Source organism: Streptomyces sp. AM 2-1-1 (assembly GCF_029167645.1).
Classification (GTDB): domain Bacteria; phylum Actinomycetota; class Actinomycetes; order Streptomycetales; family Streptomycetaceae; genus Streptomyces.
Map to the genome: position 1 here is coordinate 4,625,516 of NZ_CP119147.1, position 17,199 is coordinate 4,642,714.

Consider the following 17,199-nt stretch of genomic DNA (forward strand, 5'->3'; position numbering starts at 1 on the left):
GATGTCCGTACGGAGACCCGGGCGGTCCGCGGTGCGTCCATAAACATAAGCACAGGTGGGCGCGGTGGGCAGAGCGTGCGGTGGGGCACGGGGGGCGCGAGGGCGTCACGGATCGCGCCGCACCCGGGCCGGGCGCCGGAACCTGGGCAGGAGAGCGGGCAACACCCGAGGAGGTCACCCGGCCGGATTCCGCTTGTGGGAGCAGGGAGAGGTTCCTCCACGGGGCGACGACGCCGACACCGACCCGTAGGGTCGGCTCCAGGCCCCTTCGACGCCCGTCAGCCGGCCCTCGACGGCTGCGGTCCGCCGGGGCCGGGGCCGTTCGGCGTGCCGTCGCGCCCACCCGCCGCCGGTGCTGAGCCGCCAGGGGTCGCGGTGGCAGGGGAGACACGTCCCCGGCCACCGAGGGTCACACCTCTATCGAGGAGGCGAAGAAGCCCACGGTCGGATCCTCGGGTGTGCCGATCAGAAGAGCCCTGTCCAGAAGCCCGTTGTAGTGTTCGCAGCTGGTTTCGGGCAGGAGGACGCAGGCGTGGCACGCCGCGAGGTTGATACCGCCCACGCCGCCGCCCTCGGACTCCACGCAGAGCGGGTCCGCCGAACACCACTGGGCGCGTATCAGCGCCGAACGGAGAGTCGCGGCCAGTCTGGCCGGGTCTCCCTGGGCGACCAGGCCGCCGAGACTTCCGGCGGAGTCGCTCGTCGCGGTCGAGATCAGCAGACCGGCCATCGAGTCGTCGACGTACAGCCGCTCGCGCAAGGATGCTGCCGGATATCCGCCGTCCAGACTCCACTCAGTGATCAGCACGTGGGCCAGCGTGTGCAGCAGCACCATGCGGGGAGACGCCGGGGAATCGGGGACGGACTCGGGGTCCTTCGCGCGTTCCCGCATCAGACGGAGGTGGTTCGCACGCAGGCGGTCGGCGCGCGCGGCGACCGCGACGTTCCGCGCCCAGTCGTCGACCCGTCGCTCGTCCAGACGGAGGAAGACGCCCTCCCCCTGCACCTCCATGGCGGGCAGCCAGTCGGTCGGGGCGAGTGACAGATCGGCCTCGTGGACGTCCGCGTTCGTCTCGGGCGTGTCGACCCGGGAGAAGGCCTTGAGGACCCGGACCTCGCGGAGCCGTTTCACCAGCATCGGCCCGACCACACCGTACGGTTCCAGGACGGCGGCGGAGGACCGCGGAGGCTCGCAGACGAACTGCTCCTCGTGGTCGGTCCCGCTCTCGGGCTGCCCCACTATCAGCGTCTTGTACTCCTGTCTGCGCAGCTCGTGGAACGCGTTGTCCTGCCCCTGTTCGGGATCGTCTTCCCGGTTCTCGGCGGCGAGGAGGGCGCGCACCGTCTCGACGGAGAACTCGTACTTCACCTGCATGCCGAGCACCCGCAGATAGAGCTTCATGTCGTCGTCGTCGAGCGTCCGGAGATCGTCCCAGTGCGGCTCCAGCCTCGCCGCCTGGCCCGAGCTGTGCGGCGGGATCGACAGCGCCGTCCTGACGATCGGCTGCCAGACGACGGACGAACCACGCTGGAGAGTGCGGGGGCGTTCCGAGCAGGACTCCTCCGGTGCGTTGCCCAACCAAGGTCGCTTCCCCCGGCACAGCACCTTGAGATCGGCGAGCGCCGCGGATCGGAACGCCCCCTCCATCGACACCTCCGGAACGCCGCACGAGCAGGAGACGAGTATCGAACGGAGCGACGCGGTCTTGCCGGTGCTGCGCAGGCGCATCTCCCCGCCGCACGGACCGGCGGCGGAGCCGTTGCCGCGGTGGGCCCACTTCCAGTACGGGAAATCGTCGAGGTGGCCGTGGGCGCAGGCCATCACGAAGCGGGAGGGAACCAGCTCCTCGTCGCAGTCGCCGCACTCGTTCTTACCGGGAGGAGAGTTGAAGCGGGACACCGGCTGCAGCGCGTGGCAGGTCGGGCACGAATGCCACAGCGGGAAACGCCGGACGTGAACGCCGTCCTTGCTGGTGTCGTCGGAGGCGGGCGGCAGCCTGAAGGACTTCACGCCCAGCACTCTCTCCAGGCGCTGCTCGCGGATGACGGGGGCTTCGGAGACGTTCCAGGAGTCGATGCCGCTCACGATGAAGGACTCGTTGTCCACGGCGACCAGCGAACCGACGCCGTACGTAGTGATCATCTGTGCGCGCCGGACCGACCCGCGGCGGGGATAACTGCGCTCGGGGGCGCCGGCGGAGCGGCGGCGACGGGGCGGGGGTGTCATCGGGTGGCCTCCATGAACAGTCCTGACTCGGCATCCACGTCCCGCAGGCTCCACAGCGTGCGCCAGGCGTCGTCACGGGTGTCGTCGAAAGATTGCAGCAGGGAGGGGAGCTTGCTGCCGCGTTTGGGCTCGTACAGCAGTCCCCCCAGCTTGTTCGCGTCTTCCTCCCACAGGTCGAGGAACTCGTTGAGGGCGGCTTCCGTCGCCTCGTACTCCTCGGGAGCGACGGAACGGACGCGATTCAGCAGGGGAGACGACACCTTCTCCTCCAACTTCTTCCGGAACTCCGAGATCCGACCGGCCGCCTCGTTCGGACGGGCGGCGGGGATCAACAGGCGGGCGAGCGCGACCACGACGGCATGCAGCCCTCGTTCGCGCGCGCGCGAGGAGAACGGTGTCACGCTGGTCGACTCGACCTCGCGGTACAGGGCGGAGTGGAAGTGCTGGAACGACTCGTAGTGCGAGCGGTCCCTGGAACGGGACGAGTTGAGCATGACGGCGACGAGACCCGGATGGCGCCGACCGACCCGACTGGTCGCCTGGATGTACTCGGCCGTCGTCTGCGGTTGCCCCATGACGGCCATGAGGCCCAAGCGGTCCACGTCGACGCCGACGGAGATCATGTTCGTCGCGAGCAGGACGTCCACGGTCTCCGGGTGCGGCAACGTGAGCTCCACCTGCTTGAGACGCTTGGGCACCTCGCTGGAGTTGGCGCGGCTGGTCAGTTCCGTCTGCTCCGTCACCCGGCGCTGTTCGCACCCGTCACGGTCGGCCAAGTAGCCCAGATGGGCTTCGACGTCGTCGTGGACCTGCAGTTCGGCAGCGGCCAAGAGGCGCAGGCTGTTGAAGTAGCCGACGAGCGTCCAGTAGGCGTCCCGTACTTTTTCCGAGGTGTCCGCTCGGGCCGCATGGTGGAGCAGTGCGGCGTACGTACGGATGAGGAGGGTGGCCTGGCTCGTGCTGGGAGTGAGGAGACCGACGTACTGGCGGCTCGCCTTCTCCTCGGCCGGGGTTTCCACGGCGAACCAGGAATCGCGGGCGTCGATTCCGGCAGGGGGGAACTGTGCCACCTCGCGGTCGAAGAGTTTCCTTCCCTGCTCGGACGCGCGGCGGATGGTGGCGGTGGAGGCGATGACCTTGGGATGGTCGGACAGAACGTCCACAGCGGTCTCGTACAGACCGGTGAGCGTCCCCAATGGCCCTGAGATCAGGTGGAGTTCGTCCTGCACGATCAGCTCGGGCGGCGGGGTGCCGTCCGAGCGGTCACGGTTGAACAGTGCGGCGGTCGCTTCCCGCCAGGGCATGGCCGCGAACTTGTCGACCGTGGCGATCACCAGGGTGGGGCGGGCGTCGTAGACGGACTCGTCGACCAGGTGGACGGGCAGCCCGTCGCGGAAGTCGCACGTGGCGTCCGGGCAGCGGACGTGCATGCGTTTGGCCGGCTCGTCGACCTCGTACTGATGGGCGTCGAGGCGGGTGCCGCACCAGGGGCAGGCGTGGAGCTGGACGGGGTTCTTCTCCTGGAGGTCCTTCTCCTTGCGCAGCTCGCGCAGACTCTCCTCCGCACCCGCCAACGTGTTGGGGGTGGCGGACTGGCCCACCCACATGCCGATGGAGAAGGGTTCGGTGCCCAGGGCACCGTCCTCGATCCGGATACGCTCCATGGCACAGATGAGCGCGGCAGCACGCTCGAACTGCTGCAGGGTGAGGAGGCGAAGGGTGTACCGCATGAGTACGGTCACTCCGCCGCCCAGTTCCGCGTGACGCATGCGGCGGAGGAAGGCGGTGAACGCGATGAGACCGAGGTACGCCTCCGTCTTGCCACCGCCGGTGGGGAACCAGAGCAGGTCGGCGATCTCGCGGTCGGGGTGGTGGCGGTCCACGACCCCCTCGAGACAGAGCAGCATGAAGGAGATCTGGAAGGGGCGCCACCGCCCGGCGGTCTCGTCGGGAGATGCGGCCCGTCCGTTCTTCACCCACTCTCCTCGGGCCCGCTGCTGCGCCATCGCCCGGTTGGCGAGCCGGAAGGCACGCATGGCGTCGGCGTCCGTGCCGAGAACCCGGATGCCGCGGCGCATTCGGCCGAGAGCCGTCCGGCACGCTTCGAGCTGTTCCCGCGCGGGGGCGGCGTGCGCTGTGCCGCGGAAAGCCTCGGCCTCCCCCTCCTTGCGCTCGATCCAGGCCGCGTAGTCGGCCATCAGGTCGTTGAGGGTGGCCAGCACCTCGGTCCCGGGGCGGGTAGCCAACCCGTGCATGGTGAGCGCGGCGCCGTGGGCTCTGTCGATCTCCGGGTTCGAGTCCGTCAGCAGCACCTCGTGCACGGGGACGAACTCGGTGCGCACCGTGCTGATGGCGGCCGGTCCGGTGTGGGGCGCTCCGATCGGGGGCGGAGTCCAGTCCCAGTCCGCCGCGCAGCCGTGGCCCACGGCGAAGGTGGGCGCGTGCCGGTACAGGAGCCTGCTGGAGGCCACGTCCGGGTCGTCGGCGCGGTGCACCGCCGGTCGTTCCACGAAGGCGGGGGCGCCGGTCGGGGTCGTGACAGTCAGGCGCGGCTGGTAGAAGCAGAATGCGTCCTGCAATTCCCGCTCCCCGATCCGCCGCGTGTTGATCAGCGTGACGGTGACCGTCGAGGTGCCGGACGCGGAGAGCGGACGCACGAGGACTTCCAACCGGAGTCCCTCGGACAGCGGCGCGGGGCGGTGCCGGCGGGCGTCGGACACGTCCACCGTCACCGGCGCGAGATCGAGCTCCCGGCGGCGCCACTGCTCCCGCTGCTCCGCGACCGTGCGGGCCTCGGCGCGTATCGGCGCGATGGGGCGCCCTTCCGCGTCGACCGGGTCGTACGCCGCAGCTTCGACGCGCACGACGACGGTCGGGGACACGGTGGGGTCGACGGCGAAGGTGATCCCCATCGACGCCGGGCGTCGGTCGCCGACGAGCGGTGCGGACGCCTCCGGGACGCCGTCCTCGACGTCCTTGCCGCGTCGGACGACGGGGGTGTCGTCCAGCCCGTCGTTCTCCGCGGCATCACCCTCCAGCGCCTTCGCGGCGGCGGGGCCGGACGGTCGCGGAAAGAGAACCCCGATCGGGTACGTCGTCATGGGCGGGTCCTGCGTGAGTACCTCGTCGGGGGACCCCGGACCGAGGAGGTCCCTGCGGAGCTGTGCGACGAGTCCGTCGCGCACCCGGTAGTGGGCGGCGTGCCCGCCCGTTCGGTCGGTCATCGTCCGAGTTCCTCCTGCGTCGATGCTGGGGCCCAGCGGTAGCGTCCGAGTCCGGTCAGGCGTGGCACGGTCCACATGCCCTGGTCACCGAGACCGGCCCGCGCGCCGGAGGCCGAACTGCCGGCGACACTCTCCAGGCAGTCGACGTGAAAACCCACGATCTCCGCCGGCCATTTCACGTCCCAGGTGTTGTTGATCTTCAAGTTGCTGTACAGGTCCTCGCGGAACCGTTCGGAGACGACCGCCACCGGCCGGTCGTCGTGGAAGACGGTGTACGGCGGGCTCTGGTTCGGCGCGAGCGGCAGCCCGTGCTGGAGGCGGAGGGTCACGGCGTCGCCCGTCCGGACGGACGACAGGAGGTGGTCCTGCACAGCACCGGCATCCTCCGTGAACCCGTCCGTACCCGGAGGATGCAGGCGGCAAATGTCGCCGCCGGACGCCGCGATGCCCTTGCGTACGTGGCTCTTCCAGCCGCCGAGGTACCAACGGTCCGTCCGCCTGTCCCGCCGTACGAGTGCCGTCTCGGGAGCCGCGAGCCGGAACAGGTCGTCCCGGGGACGGGTCATGGCGACGTAGAGCGCACGCGCCTCCGCCGCCGGGTCGATCCGCTCGTGCTGCTTGCGCAGCTCTGCCAGGGACGGGGGTTCGACCACGAGGACCCGGTCGAACTCCGATCCCTTGGCGCGGTGCACGGTCGACACCACCAGACGAGCGGCTTCGACCGCGGCGAGGTCGTCGGGGAAGCGCCCCTCGGCGACCGCACCGCGGAGCGCCCGCACGTCCAGCGCCCCCCGGGGCGCACGTGCCACGCTCCTCAGGGACCGCCACACGCGCTCCCGGTCCCCTCCGGGAGCGACAGGGCTGTCCTCCAGCAGCTCCTCGAAACGCTCCTCCGTCAGCGTGGTGGAGCCGACGCGCCGAAGCAGGTCCGCGACCCACGGGGGGACCGGGTACTCCTGGAGGGACCGCCGCGTGCGATGCGGCACCCCCAGCGCGTGCAAGGTGTCGGACAGGACCAGGGACTGCCTGTTGTCCCGGCAGAGAATCGCGCAGGTCCCCGGGAAGCTGCGCAGGGACCCCAGGGTGAAGGGGTCGTCCAGCGGGCCGAAGCTCGGGCAGGAGCGGAGGAGATCGACCAACTGCCGGTGGGCTTCCTGTCCGGCGGCGTCCGACAGTTCCGACTCCGAAGGCAGGCGTCGGAGCACGGGCCCCAGCGCGAGCGCGGTGCGAGCCTCGTCCGTACGGGTCCGGAAGTTGTCGGAGAGGTGCAGCTCCACCAGGTCGTCGGGGTAGGACGCGCGCAGCCAGTCGAAGAAGTAATTGGTTTCCGCCGCGCGGGCGTCCGCGTCCTCCACCTGGAAGCCGTAGATGGCCTGGGCCCCGTCCCCGACCACGGTGAAGCCGCAGCTGTCCTGGAAGCGGTCGAGCAACGTCTCCACCATGTCCCGGCGCTCACCGACCAGGTCTTGGACCTCGTCGATGACCACATGGCTGGGCGGCCCCTGCTCGCTCTCCTCGATCGCTCCGCGCAGGACGGCTTCCGTGGCCTCCCGGATGCGTGCGTCGAAACGCAGAGCGCTCCAGTCGCGATCGGGCTGTTCGGCGCGCAGTACCGCGAACGCCCATGAGTCGAAGGTCTGGACGCGGACCCGGCGGGCGGAACGCGCCTGACGGGCGATGCGCTCGCGCAGCTCCCGCACCGCCGCCCGGGAGAAGCTGAGCACCAGGATCTCCCGGGCTTCGAGAGCGTCGCCCGCGTGCCCGGTCAATGCGTCGAGCCGGCGTACCAGCGTGTGCGTCTTGCCGGCGCCCGCGCCCGCGGTGACCAGGAGCCGGGTGTCCCAGGGCTGGTCCACGACCGCCTGCTGTTCCTCGCTCAAGGGCGGACTGTCGACGTACGCGTCGCTCACTTCGCACTCCACAGGTGCTCGAACTGCGTGAAGGCGAGAGCCTTGCCGTAGTTGCTGATGTTGTCCCGGACGTTGAGGATCAGGCAGGTGTCCTTACCCCCGTTCCGGGGTCCACGCAGGCCGCGGCCGATCATCTGCTGGTAGATGTTCGGGCTGTAGGTGGGGCGTGCCACGACAACAGCACGGGTGGCCGGGGCATCGAATCCCTGGGTGAGGACGCCGTAGTTGGTGAGGACACGGATTCGGCCCTGTCGGAAGTCGGTGATGATCTTCCTGCGCTCGGACTTCGGGGTCGCGGAGTCCACCGAGGCTGCTCGGATTCCGCGGTCCTTGAGCTTGGCGGCGAGAACCTTGGCGTGCGCCACGGAGGTGGCGAACACCAACACCGGCCAGTCGTCGGGCATCTCCTCGATCTTGTCGAGGATCCGGGTGTTGCGGTCCTGGTCGTCGGCGAGACGCTGCTCCGCGGCCTTCGAGAGCAGGCTCATCTGTTCCGCCTGCTCCTTCTCCGCGTGGGTCAACTCGATCGTTCCGCCGGTCAGCTCCTCGTGGTCGACGTTCGCCAACATGCCGAGACCCTGGAGGGCCTCGTACGGGTCGTCCGGGGAGAAGATCCCGTCGTCGAGACGGTGGGCGCCGAAGCGCTGAACCAGCCGCTTCGTCTCCTCGTCGTTGGTGTTGCGGAAAGGCGTCGCGGTCAGCCCGAGCAGGTGGCAGCGGGTCTCGCGGGACGTCAGACCGAGGTGGGTGAGAATTTCCGTGTACTGCGGGGAGATGGCCACGTGCGCTTCGTCGACGATGACGAGAGCCGACTTCCGCAGCCAGGCGTAGCCCTCGGCGCCCAGACAGTTACGGAGCTTGACGTCGGTCGCCACGACCAGGTGAGGGCGGTCCTTGACCGGACCCGCTTCGTTGGACGACCAGAGTCGGCTGATCGTCAGCGGAGTCTCGGCACCGACCTTCGACCAGACGAAGCTCCAACTCTGCACGGCTTGCTCGCACAGCTCCTCGGTCTGGGCGATCCACAGGATCGGACCGTCGAGATCTCCCACCTGCTTGACCCAACGAATGACCGCCTCCGCCGCCACCCGGGTCTTCCCCGCTCCTGTCGGCAACGACAGCATCCCGCGCTGTGGGGTGAACCGGTCCAGCATGGTGAAGACCTTCGTCGCCAGGCGCTCCTGATAGTCGTGGAGGCGTGGGAACTCGGAGGGTCCCGGGACATCGATGCGTGGCTCCAGCGACGGGGACCTGGCGCCCGCGAAGGTGTCCGGGAAGCCGAACTCCGCGACGAACTTCACGGCGGTGGAGGAACCGGTGAACCCGGACGGGGCCTGGTTCGGGTAGGCCGCCTGGAGATCCTTCACATGCGTCTGGAGCACGCCGTCACCGTGCGCGTTGTACGCCATCCGCGCGATGCGCCTCGGGGAAGGGTCGGCGTCGCCGGACTCGGCCTGCTCGCTCTCCATGAGCCCCGACGGAAGGCCCTCCCTGAGAGCGGTCGCGCCGATGAGAAGCTCCAACTTCTCCTCCACGCTCGTCGCTTCACGGACACGTCGCAGGGCGGTCTGCACCTGCTGGTCCTCCTCCTGGCGCTCCTGCGCCGCCAGCACCGCCTTGCAACCGGACTCGCCCAGACCCCAACGGAGTTCGCGATCCACGGCGACGAGTGTCGTGAGCCGGTCCGCCGGTTCGAGGACGAGGACCGTCGTCCCCCGCAGAGCGCTCGTGAGCGGGGTGGCCTTGGTCCCCAACGGGGTGCGGACCAGCTCCTCCAACTCCGAACAACGCAGGACCGTGTGATTGTTGACGACAGGACCCAGACGAAGTCGGAGCGTGGGGAACTCTTCCTGCAGGGGGAGCGCTTCCCCTGCGGCGACGTGCCGGGTCTCCTTGCTGATCACGTCGGCGTACGGGAGCATCCCCCAGGTCTTGATCAGGAGCGCGGCGCTCTCGGGGCTGCCGGCGAACAGGGCGGGTACCCTCTCGGCGCGCAGCGCGCGGTACTCGGCGTCGGTGCCCGCCACCGCGATCTCGCCGTCCTCCCGCGCGGACCACTCGGATCCGACGCGGCAGCGGGTGAGCTGGCCTTCCGGGAAGTCCACTTCGAGGCGGGTCAACAGGACGTACGTCTTGCCGACGAACGCATCGTCGTCGCTCCGGGCGAGTTCCTCCAGGAGGTGGCTCCACTGGTCCGCCGGCACCTGCTCGGTCGTGGTCGGAAGGCCCAGCTTGCGGGCCTTCTCCGGGCTGATGTCGGCGACCGGCAGGACGTCCGCGTACGCCCGGAGCTGCGGTCCCACGGCGCGGGACAGGGGGAGCACCCCCTGGGAGGTGGATACGCGCCCGTGCTTGCGAAGCATCCAACGCAGCGGCGACGGCGTCTGCTTCCGGGTGGAACTCTGGACGCCGATCTGCAGGGTCCAGGAGTCTACGACCGCGTCGTCGGGCATGGCTCGCACGAACGCAGCCCTGCCTTCGTCCGACAGCGCTTCCAACAGATGCAGGGGGCCGCCGATGGGAGATCCCTCCACCTTGAGCCGGTTGAGAGCGGGGCGGGAAGCGCTACTGCTCAGTGCCTTGCAGTACTTCTGATGCACCGCAGCGCGGTACTCCTCGAACCATCCCTCGTCCGTGGGGCGGTGCCCGGACGAGGGCCGGTCACGAAGACCGAGGTCACGAAGGAGCCCCGTGTCGTCCGAGTGGAATGTGAGGTCGACCGCGATCGACTTGTCCCGGCTGCCGTCGGCGGGAACCACCGGGCCCGGCAGCAGACAGTCGCGCATCCGGTGGAAGCGTCCGTCCGTGGTGCGGACGAACAGGGTGTCCTTCGGCTCGCGTACCTGCCGGCGGATCCGGAGCGCCTGCCCCTGCGCACCCGCGCCGTGGAGCAACTCCCAGAAGTGGGTCCAGTCCTGCGGACCGTAGGCGTCGAGGTTTCCGTGCTCCAGCACGCTGATGAACCTGCCCTCGGCGTTGGCCTCCTGGATGCCGAGGGTCACCAGATCGCTCACCAAGGACTCGTCCTCGGAGAGTCGGCGGTCGACGTACGTCGTCGTGTCCCTCAGACCGTCCTGGACGGTCCGGCGGAAGATCTTGGGGCCGGGAGCCACCATCCCGCTCTCCTCGGTCAGCACGATCCGCGCGGAGCGGGCTTCCTCGGCGAAAGGTGAGGAGGAACGGATCATTTCGGCGAGAATCCGGATGGCCGCAGCCGACGCCTCGACCGTCCCGTCGGTGACGAGGGCTTCCAACCACTCCCGCACCGTCGCGCGAGATCGCTTCGCCTCGTCGAGGATGTGGGCGACCTTGCCCGGGCGGAACTCGCCCGCCTCGACGGACGCGTGGACCCAGTTCGAGGGGCGCCCGGGGTAGGAGCTCCACATCCGGAGCCACTCCATCCTCAGAGGAACCTTCCTCTCCGGCGCGGGGTGGATGTTGATGTCGCGAGGGGCCCGCAAGACACCGTCCTGGTCCGGAAGAGAGGGAAGCTGCGCCGCCAGTGCCCAGATGCACTCGGTCAGGTACCGGTCCGCCCAGTTGAGCGTCTCCGACTCCTTCGTGCGGCCCGGGAGCAGCGGCAGGTACGCGCCCGGGTCCTTGGCCGGCGCCAGATGGGGGAGGGAGTCGACCACGAGACGGGCGGCGACCTGGATGATCTCGCGGTTGAACGGGCTGGAGTCCAGGAGGTTCTGCCGGTCCTCGTTCGTCTTCCACGCGCCGTTCAGGGCACCGCTCAGCGTCATCGGGTACTTCGTCGGGAAGAACGACCAGAACTCGCCCCGGCCCCGGGGCGTCGTCAGCACGGTCTCCCCGGAGTACTCGGGCACGGCCCAGGAGATGTCGACGGTGCCTCGGTCGTGCAGCTCACCGGCGCTGGAGCGGGCCTGTTCCGTGGGGCGGTGGGCGTGGGTGAAGACCTTCCAGGAGGTGCGGCTGTCGGGCTTTCCGGTCCGGGACTCGTTGACGGTGTGGAGGAAACCGTCGTGGTCGACGGTGATCTCCCGACGGACGGTGGGCCGGCTCCGCCTGTCCTCCAGGACCACTGTGCCCACGTGGTGCGAGAAGAGCTGGAACCGTGCCGGGAACTCCCGCTGGACGTCGCCCTTGGTGCCCGAGACGTGCATGTCGTGGGCGAGCTGTTCGGCGGCGCCCGGCAACAGCGGGAGGCGGACCACGGTGGTGGCCCACTCCATCAACTCGTCCAGGATGCCGTCCGCCAGCCGCTCGGTGTCGGCGTCCAAGGGTCGAGCCATCCGCAGGACGGGGGCTTCGAAGTCCTCTTCGGGCACACCACCGCGTGCGTCCTTGATCGCGTCGTAGGACCACGAACGGTCGAAGCCGAACGAGCCCGACGTGCTGAAGAACTGGGGGGTGTCGGTGACAGCGAGGACCGACTTCACGCCGACGCCGAACCTGCCGATCTGGCCACCGCGCTTCTTCGACACGCTCATCCGCAGGATGGTCTCGGCCCCCTCCGGGGTGACGGGCGCTCCCTCGTTCGCGCAGTACAGGTGCGTCGCCGTGAGTACGGCTTGCACCTTTCCGCCCGGCGCCGATGCGATCTCGTCGGCCGCGTTCTGCACGAGTTCGAACAACTGGCGGTCGCCGTAGCCGCCTTGCGTGATGCGGCGCTCGCCGTTGGCGTGTTCTTGGATGAGGCCGGGGTCCACCCGATACGTTTCGAGCACGCGTGCGGACTGGTCGACGATCTTCCGAATGACGGGCGAATCGCCCGAACTGTCCTTGCCACCGATGTGGTTCATGTTTTTCCCATTCATGACCGTGTATGTGTGCGGAGGAGCGGGCCGGCCGCGTGGGGCGGCCGGCCGGCACTGCGAGGTGTGTCATCGGCGGTGGGGACGGGCCGAAGGGGGCGTGCGACTCAGTCGGGCGGGAGGGGCAAGAAGACGATGAGATAAGTGTGGCGGGGGCGCTGGGAAGGGACGTCCCGAGCAACGTCCGAGCGGTTCCGGGGGTGCGAACCGGCTCCCGGGCGACGGACTGCCTTCCGGCGGGCAGCCCGGAGGCGGCTCCGGCTAGCGCTGGAGCGGCTCGTGGCGGGAGAGGCCTCCTCAGGGGAGTCGTTGGTCCGCTCGGTGGTCCCTCCGCGCCCCCGCAGGGCGGCTACGACCGCCTGACAGACAGCGTCGAGGAACTCGTCTTCGACGGAATCGCACAGGTCGGAGAGGCGGAAGTCGTCGGAGGGCTCGGAGGTGCTGTCATCGCTATTGTTCATACCGCAGTGTGTCCTCTCATCAGAGTAGAGCTGGAGTTGGAAGGAGGCGCACGTGCAGATGAGCGGAATCGCGGAAAGGAAATGGAAATTCGGCTCGGGAGAACAGGCCGTAAGTTTTCTACGGGCGAAGCCGGGATGGCTTCGGTGCAAGCCAAGCACATTTATGCGTGCGGCCGCAATGACTATGCGTAGCCCCGCGAATTCGTGTAACCGGGCGTGCTTTTGGCATCCGGGCACAGCGAATAGACCCCTGAAAGGGAGTGGTGGTGGCCGATCGGTGAGGCCATCCCCAGGCAACGCTACCGGAGGGCAAGGTCTTCTGGGAAGAGACCGTTCCAGGATTTCCCTATGGATTTTCGGTCGGGATGACAGTCCGGGCCGCCAGGCAATTCGGACTTCTGCGGTCAAGCGACTCACGAGGGGTTGTTCCGGCGGAATTTATACCCAGTGGTGATCTTCCTGTACACATTTTCAAATCACTCGAGAAGGGTTTCCAAAATTCTGAGGCGTGTGTCAAATTCCATTGTCACCCGATGGTGCGTGTCAAAGGGGGCGTAGGATTGAGCCCATGAACCGTGGGGTGGTCGAGGGATGGTGACGGTGGACAGCGGCATGGACTTCGGGCCCTGGCTCGCGCGACAGCTCAAGCAGTCGAACATGAGCCAGGCGGACCTGGCCCAGGAGATCGGCATGACGAGGGCGGCGGTCTCCGCCTGGATCACCGGACGGGCGACGCCTCGTGAGGACACCATCGTCAGGATCGCGGAGGCGCTCGAAACGGACCTCGGCACCATCCATACCCGCACCACCGATACGCTGGCCGGCCTGCCCGTCTCCTGGAGTCACCGACCCGGATACGCCGACGGGGGACGGGACTTCGGCAACGCCGCCGCCTTCGCCTTCGAGGCGGACGTGGAGGTGCTCGCCCGTGAGGCCACGCAGAACAGCCTCGACGAACGGCTCGACGAGAACCAGCCCGTCCGCGTCCGCTACACGCTGCACGAGCTGACGGGCGAAACCCTCGCCCGCTTCCGTGACGAGATCCGCTGGAACGACCTCCTTCCGCACTATGTGGCCGCAGCGGGGCAGGACCAGAAGGTCGGCAGGGTCATCGCTGCGGGGTTGCGGGACATGCGCGATCGGGACCGCCTGGTCCTTCTGCGCGTCGACGACTACAACGCGTCCGGGCTCACCGGGGACGACTACGCCGACGGGCGGTTCGCCGCCGTCGTACGCCGCCAACTCGACAGCCACAAGTCGACCGCCGGTGCGGGGGGTTCCTACGGGCTCGGAAAGGCGACGCTCTGGGCGACGAGTCGACTCGGCCTGGTGCTCATGAACTCGACGCTGTCCGAACCCCACGAGGGCCGCACCGAGCGACGACTCGTCGGCCGACTCGACCTGCCTTGGCGTGAGGTGAACGGTGAGCCCTGGGCCGGCCCGGCCTGGTTCGGTCGCCCGGACCCGGACTCGAAGTCGGCGGACGTCGCACGATCGTGGTGGGCCGACGAGGAGACCGTCGAGCGCCTCCATCTCACCCGCGAGAGTGCCGAGCCGGGCACGTCGTTCCTGATCGTGGGCGCTTACGACGTGGAGAGCCTGGTGGAGGAGAGCGACGGCGAGGGAGACGACGACAGCGTGCAGCGCATGCACAGACGTTTGGTCGACGCTCTGGGGCGGAATTTCTGGGCGGCCATGACCACCGGTGGATCTCGGCCGCCTTTGCTGGAAGCTTCCGTCCGCACCCTGCGCAATGGGGAGGAGATCCTCGAGGAACAGCGGGTGGACCCCACGGTCACCCAACCGTCGCGAACCCGTGCGCTCCGGGCGTTCCTCGACGGTAAGACGGTTGAACGGCACACCGAAGCCGGTCAGGTGGCGATGAAGACCGTGACGCTCAAGGTCCCGGCGGGAGCGGCAGGCACCGGCGGGGGGGAGCACAAGGCCGTGTTGCTGGTGACCGACGCGGAGGACGCCGACGGGAAGTTCAACACCGTGGTGAAGATGCGCGGCAACCGGATGACTGTGCAGACGAGCAGCGTCTACGGCCTGCCGGTGGGGACCAACCCCTTCCAAGCGGTGCTGCTCGTGGGAATGGCGGCGGGTGCGGATGCTCCTTTCGCCGACGAGGCCGAGACGTTCCTGCGTACCTCGGAACCTCCCGAGCACAACAAGTGGGGCCAGACGGAAGAATTGCGCACGATGTACTCGCCGTCCGCCGTCAACCGCATCGCGAAGCTCACCACGGAGACGAACAAGGCGGTCCGCGACCTCATGGCCGCGCCCAGGAAGAAGGGGGCCGGCGGGTCGGAGAAGCTGCGGAAAAAGCTTTCGCTGGGTGCCAAGAAGGTGGCCAGACCTCCGGTGAAGCGTGCCCTGCCGACGCTGGACGATCTGCAGGCGACCGTGGTGGGGGAGGCTTGGAGCGTCGTGGGTGAAGTGAGGATTCCCGACGGGGGCGACTCGTGGCGTCTGACGCCCGTGGCCAAACTGGACGTCCGCTCGGGCGGCCGGCCGGTGGTGCGCTGGGCCGAGTTGGTAGGGGTGAAGAACTGTGAAGTGGTCGGGGGCGCACTTCACTTCACGCAGGGTGCGCGGAGTGCGGTGTTTCGCGGGACGACCGACGCGTCGACCCACACCGTGCGGGCCGCGTACACCGGCTTGATCGTGGATCTCAAGTCGGGCAAGGGGGATCAGGCATGAGGGCCTATCCGTACGAGCGTGTCACCGGCGTCGTCGATCTGAGAGTGAAGGGCGTCGAGCTGTCAGGACCCGGCGAAGTCCGTGAGCGCCTCGACACCAGCGCGTTTTCGGTCACCGACAAGGTGGTGGCTCTCGGTGGGCTCGACCGCGACGACTGGGAGCGGGCCCGACTCGCCCTGACCGTTTCGGTCCCGGGCAGAGCGACCGAGGACGACGCTCCCTGGTCCGACGTGTCGGTCGTCGTCGTCCTGACCGAGGGAGCGACCAACACACGGCTCACCAGCAGCCTGACGCGCGAGTCCGAGGACGGCCGGCTGTGGGGCGGACGAATCGAGCTGTGGCGGGCCGATCACGTGGACCGGGCCTCCATGACCGCCCACGTAGTGGCCACGGTGGGTGGCGTCGCAGGGCGCGTCGTCGCGTCGACCGACAAGGACTGGGTCGTGGACGTGAAGTCCGATGCGCCCCTGCGCGACCGACGACTCGACTTCACCGAGGTCGGTTTCGCCGAGGGACCGGAATGGCTACGACCGTTCAAGGACATGCCGTGGGCAGTCGACACCTCGGGGGATCTGCCGGTCGTCCGTCTGAACGCCGACTTCGAAGGGATTTCCGAGCTCGTCCACGGTGAGGCATCAGGGCCCGAAGGACTGGTCCGGGAGCTCCTGATCGCGCAGATGTGTACGGACGTGTGGACAGCGGTGTTCCACGCGGCCGTCGGTGACCTGGAGGTGGAGGAGGACGGAACTCCTCTTTTCCCGCTCGACTGGCGGGGCGAGGTACTCCGCGAGATGTTGCAGGACGTCGTACCCGGCAGGCCGGCGGAGGACGCCTTGAGCGAGGTCCACCGGCGCAGAGTCGGCACTGCGGGGTGGACGGACCTCCAGCCGCGCATCCATTACGCGGCTTCGCGGCGGGCCGAAGTGCCCAAGGCATTGACCGCCACCGTCCAGGGATTGAACCGACTCGACCGGGGGGTCGACGCATGACCGACAAGCCGAACCACCTGCCGGAACGGTTGGCGCTGCTCTCCGACCTCAACGCTGCCGCGTACCTCACCGAAGGCGTGCTCACCGGCAAGGAGAGCATCCCGGCGATAGCGCTGAACGAAGCCACCGAGCCGTTGACCCACGCGGACGGTGCCAGGGGCGAGTTGACTCCGGTGCGGGACCTCGTGGACGACGCTCTGCACAAATTTGGAGGCGGGAAGCCGACGGCCGCGGATGCCTGGCTCGCCCCCCGGCTCCACGCGACTCTGAGGCTGACCCGCCGAGAGGCCGCCGATCGCAGGTTCTGGAACTACTTGGCCCTCGGTGTCGCTCCGGACTACGTGGTTTGGCGACACCTTCCCGAGTCCCAGGAAGGCAGGGTGTCGGCGGTTGCCGCTGCCCGATTCTGCGGACCGTTGTACACACAGGCGTTCGCCCGCTTGTGGTGGGCCGCAGAACTCTTCAGGGACGGTCCGGACTACGCGCCGGTGGAAACGGCCTGCTCCCACCAGGACGTACTCAACAGCGCTCTGCGACTCGACGTGATCGATCACAGACCAACAGCGCAGGCACTGCTGCGTTTGATCCGGCGGGGGACGGTGAAGACGGGACGAGAGATCAACGCCGTGGCGCAGGTGATCAACGCGTCCGCCGCGACGCTGATGTACGACGTCATAGCTCCGGACACGGCGCGGGACGGTCGACCCCTGGCGGAATGGATCGATGAGGCGGAAGGCGCGCCCGCGGTGCCCCGCAGGGCGTTGCCGGACGGTCCGAACGAGGAGAAGTCCCCCGACGCGGCCGTGGAAGTGCTTGCCGATCACTTCGCGGAACTGTTCGCCTTCGCACCCGTCCGAGGAAGGGAGACGAGCGAAGGCACGACCGATGCCGAGGGCTGAGACCCTCG

7 protein-coding genes are annotated in these 17,199 nt (G+C 68.6%); 3 read left to right on the forward strand and 4 right to left on the reverse strand.

Translation table 11 applies throughout. The features are described from left to right. Positions 1–409 precede the first annotated feature (409 nt). From PZB77_RS20290 to PZB77_RS20305, 4 genes are read right to left on the reverse strand one after another with little or no spacing between them, the layout of a single operon-like run. Positions 410–2,227, reverse strand: a complete 1,818-nt coding sequence (locus PZB77_RS20290) for a DUF1998 domain-containing protein (RefSeq protein ID WP_275494032.1) — start codon at positions 2,225–2,227, stop codon at positions 410–412. Beyond that, positions 2,224–5,451: a helicase-related protein gene (locus PZB77_RS20295; protein ID WP_275494033.1), complete on the reverse strand. Its 3,228-nt coding sequence runs from the start codon at positions 5,449–5,451 to the stop codon at positions 2,224–2,226. Before PZB77_RS20295 ends, PZB77_RS20290 begins: the two co-directional genes overlap by 4 nt. Next, complete coding sequence (locus PZB77_RS20300) at positions 5,448–7,361, reverse strand: UvrD-helicase domain-containing protein (RefSeq protein ID WP_275494034.1); 1,914 nt, start codon at positions 7,359–7,361, stop codon at positions 5,448–5,450. The genes PZB77_RS20295 and PZB77_RS20300 overlap by 4 nt, the downstream gene beginning before the upstream one ends. Beyond that, positions 7,358–12,127 (reverse strand): DEAD/DEAH box helicase, encoded by a 4,770-nt coding sequence (locus PZB77_RS20305; protein ID WP_275494035.1) that lies wholly within the window; start codon positions 12,125–12,127, stop codon positions 7,358–7,360. Before PZB77_RS20305 ends, PZB77_RS20300 begins: the two co-directional genes overlap by 4 nt. 1,064 nt (positions 12,128–13,191) lie before the next feature. Between PZB77_RS20305 and PZB77_RS20310 the strand changes: the two genes are divergently transcribed. The 3 genes from PZB77_RS20310 to PZB77_RS20320 are packed head-to-tail and all read left to right on the forward strand — an operon-like array spanning position 13,192 to position 17,191. Beyond that, the gene (locus tag PZB77_RS20310) at positions 13,192–15,303 is read left to right on the forward strand and encodes a helix-turn-helix transcriptional regulator (protein WP_275494036.1); all 2,112 of its coding nucleotides are present in this window, start codon (positions 13,192–13,194) and stop codon (positions 15,301–15,303) included. Continuing rightward, positions 15,300–16,292: a hypothetical protein gene (locus PZB77_RS20315; protein ID WP_275494037.1), complete on the forward strand. Its 993-nt coding sequence runs from the start codon at positions 15,300–15,302 to the stop codon at positions 16,290–16,292. The genes PZB77_RS20310 and PZB77_RS20315 overlap by 4 nt, the downstream gene beginning before the upstream one ends. After that, on the forward strand, positions 16,289–17,191 hold the full coding sequence (locus PZB77_RS20320; protein WP_275494038.1) for a DUF6339 family protein: 903 nt from the start codon (positions 16,289–16,291) through the stop codon (positions 17,189–17,191). Before PZB77_RS20315 ends, PZB77_RS20320 begins: the two co-directional genes overlap by 4 nt. Positions 17,192–17,199: the final 8 nt, after the last annotated feature.

Excerpts from the sequence above, each read along its gene's own strand:
- PZB77_RS20290 (WP_275494032.1), bottom strand. The coding sequence starts at position 2,227 with ATGACACCCCCGCCCCGTCGCCGCCGCTCCGCCGGCGCCCCCGAGCGC.
- PZB77_RS20295 (WP_275494033.1), bottom strand. The coding sequence starts at position 5,451 with ATGACCGACCGAACGGGCGGGCACGCCGCCCACTACCGGGTGCGCGAC.
- PZB77_RS20305 (WP_275494035.1), bottom strand. The coding sequence starts at position 12,127 with ATGAACCACATCGGTGGCAAGGACAGTTCGGGCGATTCGCCCGTCATT.
- PZB77_RS20310 (WP_275494036.1), top strand. The coding sequence starts at position 13,192 with ATGGTGACGGTGGACAGCGGCATGGACTTCGGGCCCTGGCTCGCGCGA.
- PZB77_RS20315 (WP_275494037.1), top strand. The coding sequence starts at position 15,300 with ATGAGGGCCTATCCGTACGAGCGTGTCACCGGCGTCGTCGATCTGAGA.
- PZB77_RS20320 (WP_275494038.1), top strand. The coding sequence starts at position 16,289 with ATGACCGACAAGCCGAACCACCTGCCGGAACGGTTGGCGCTGCTCTCC.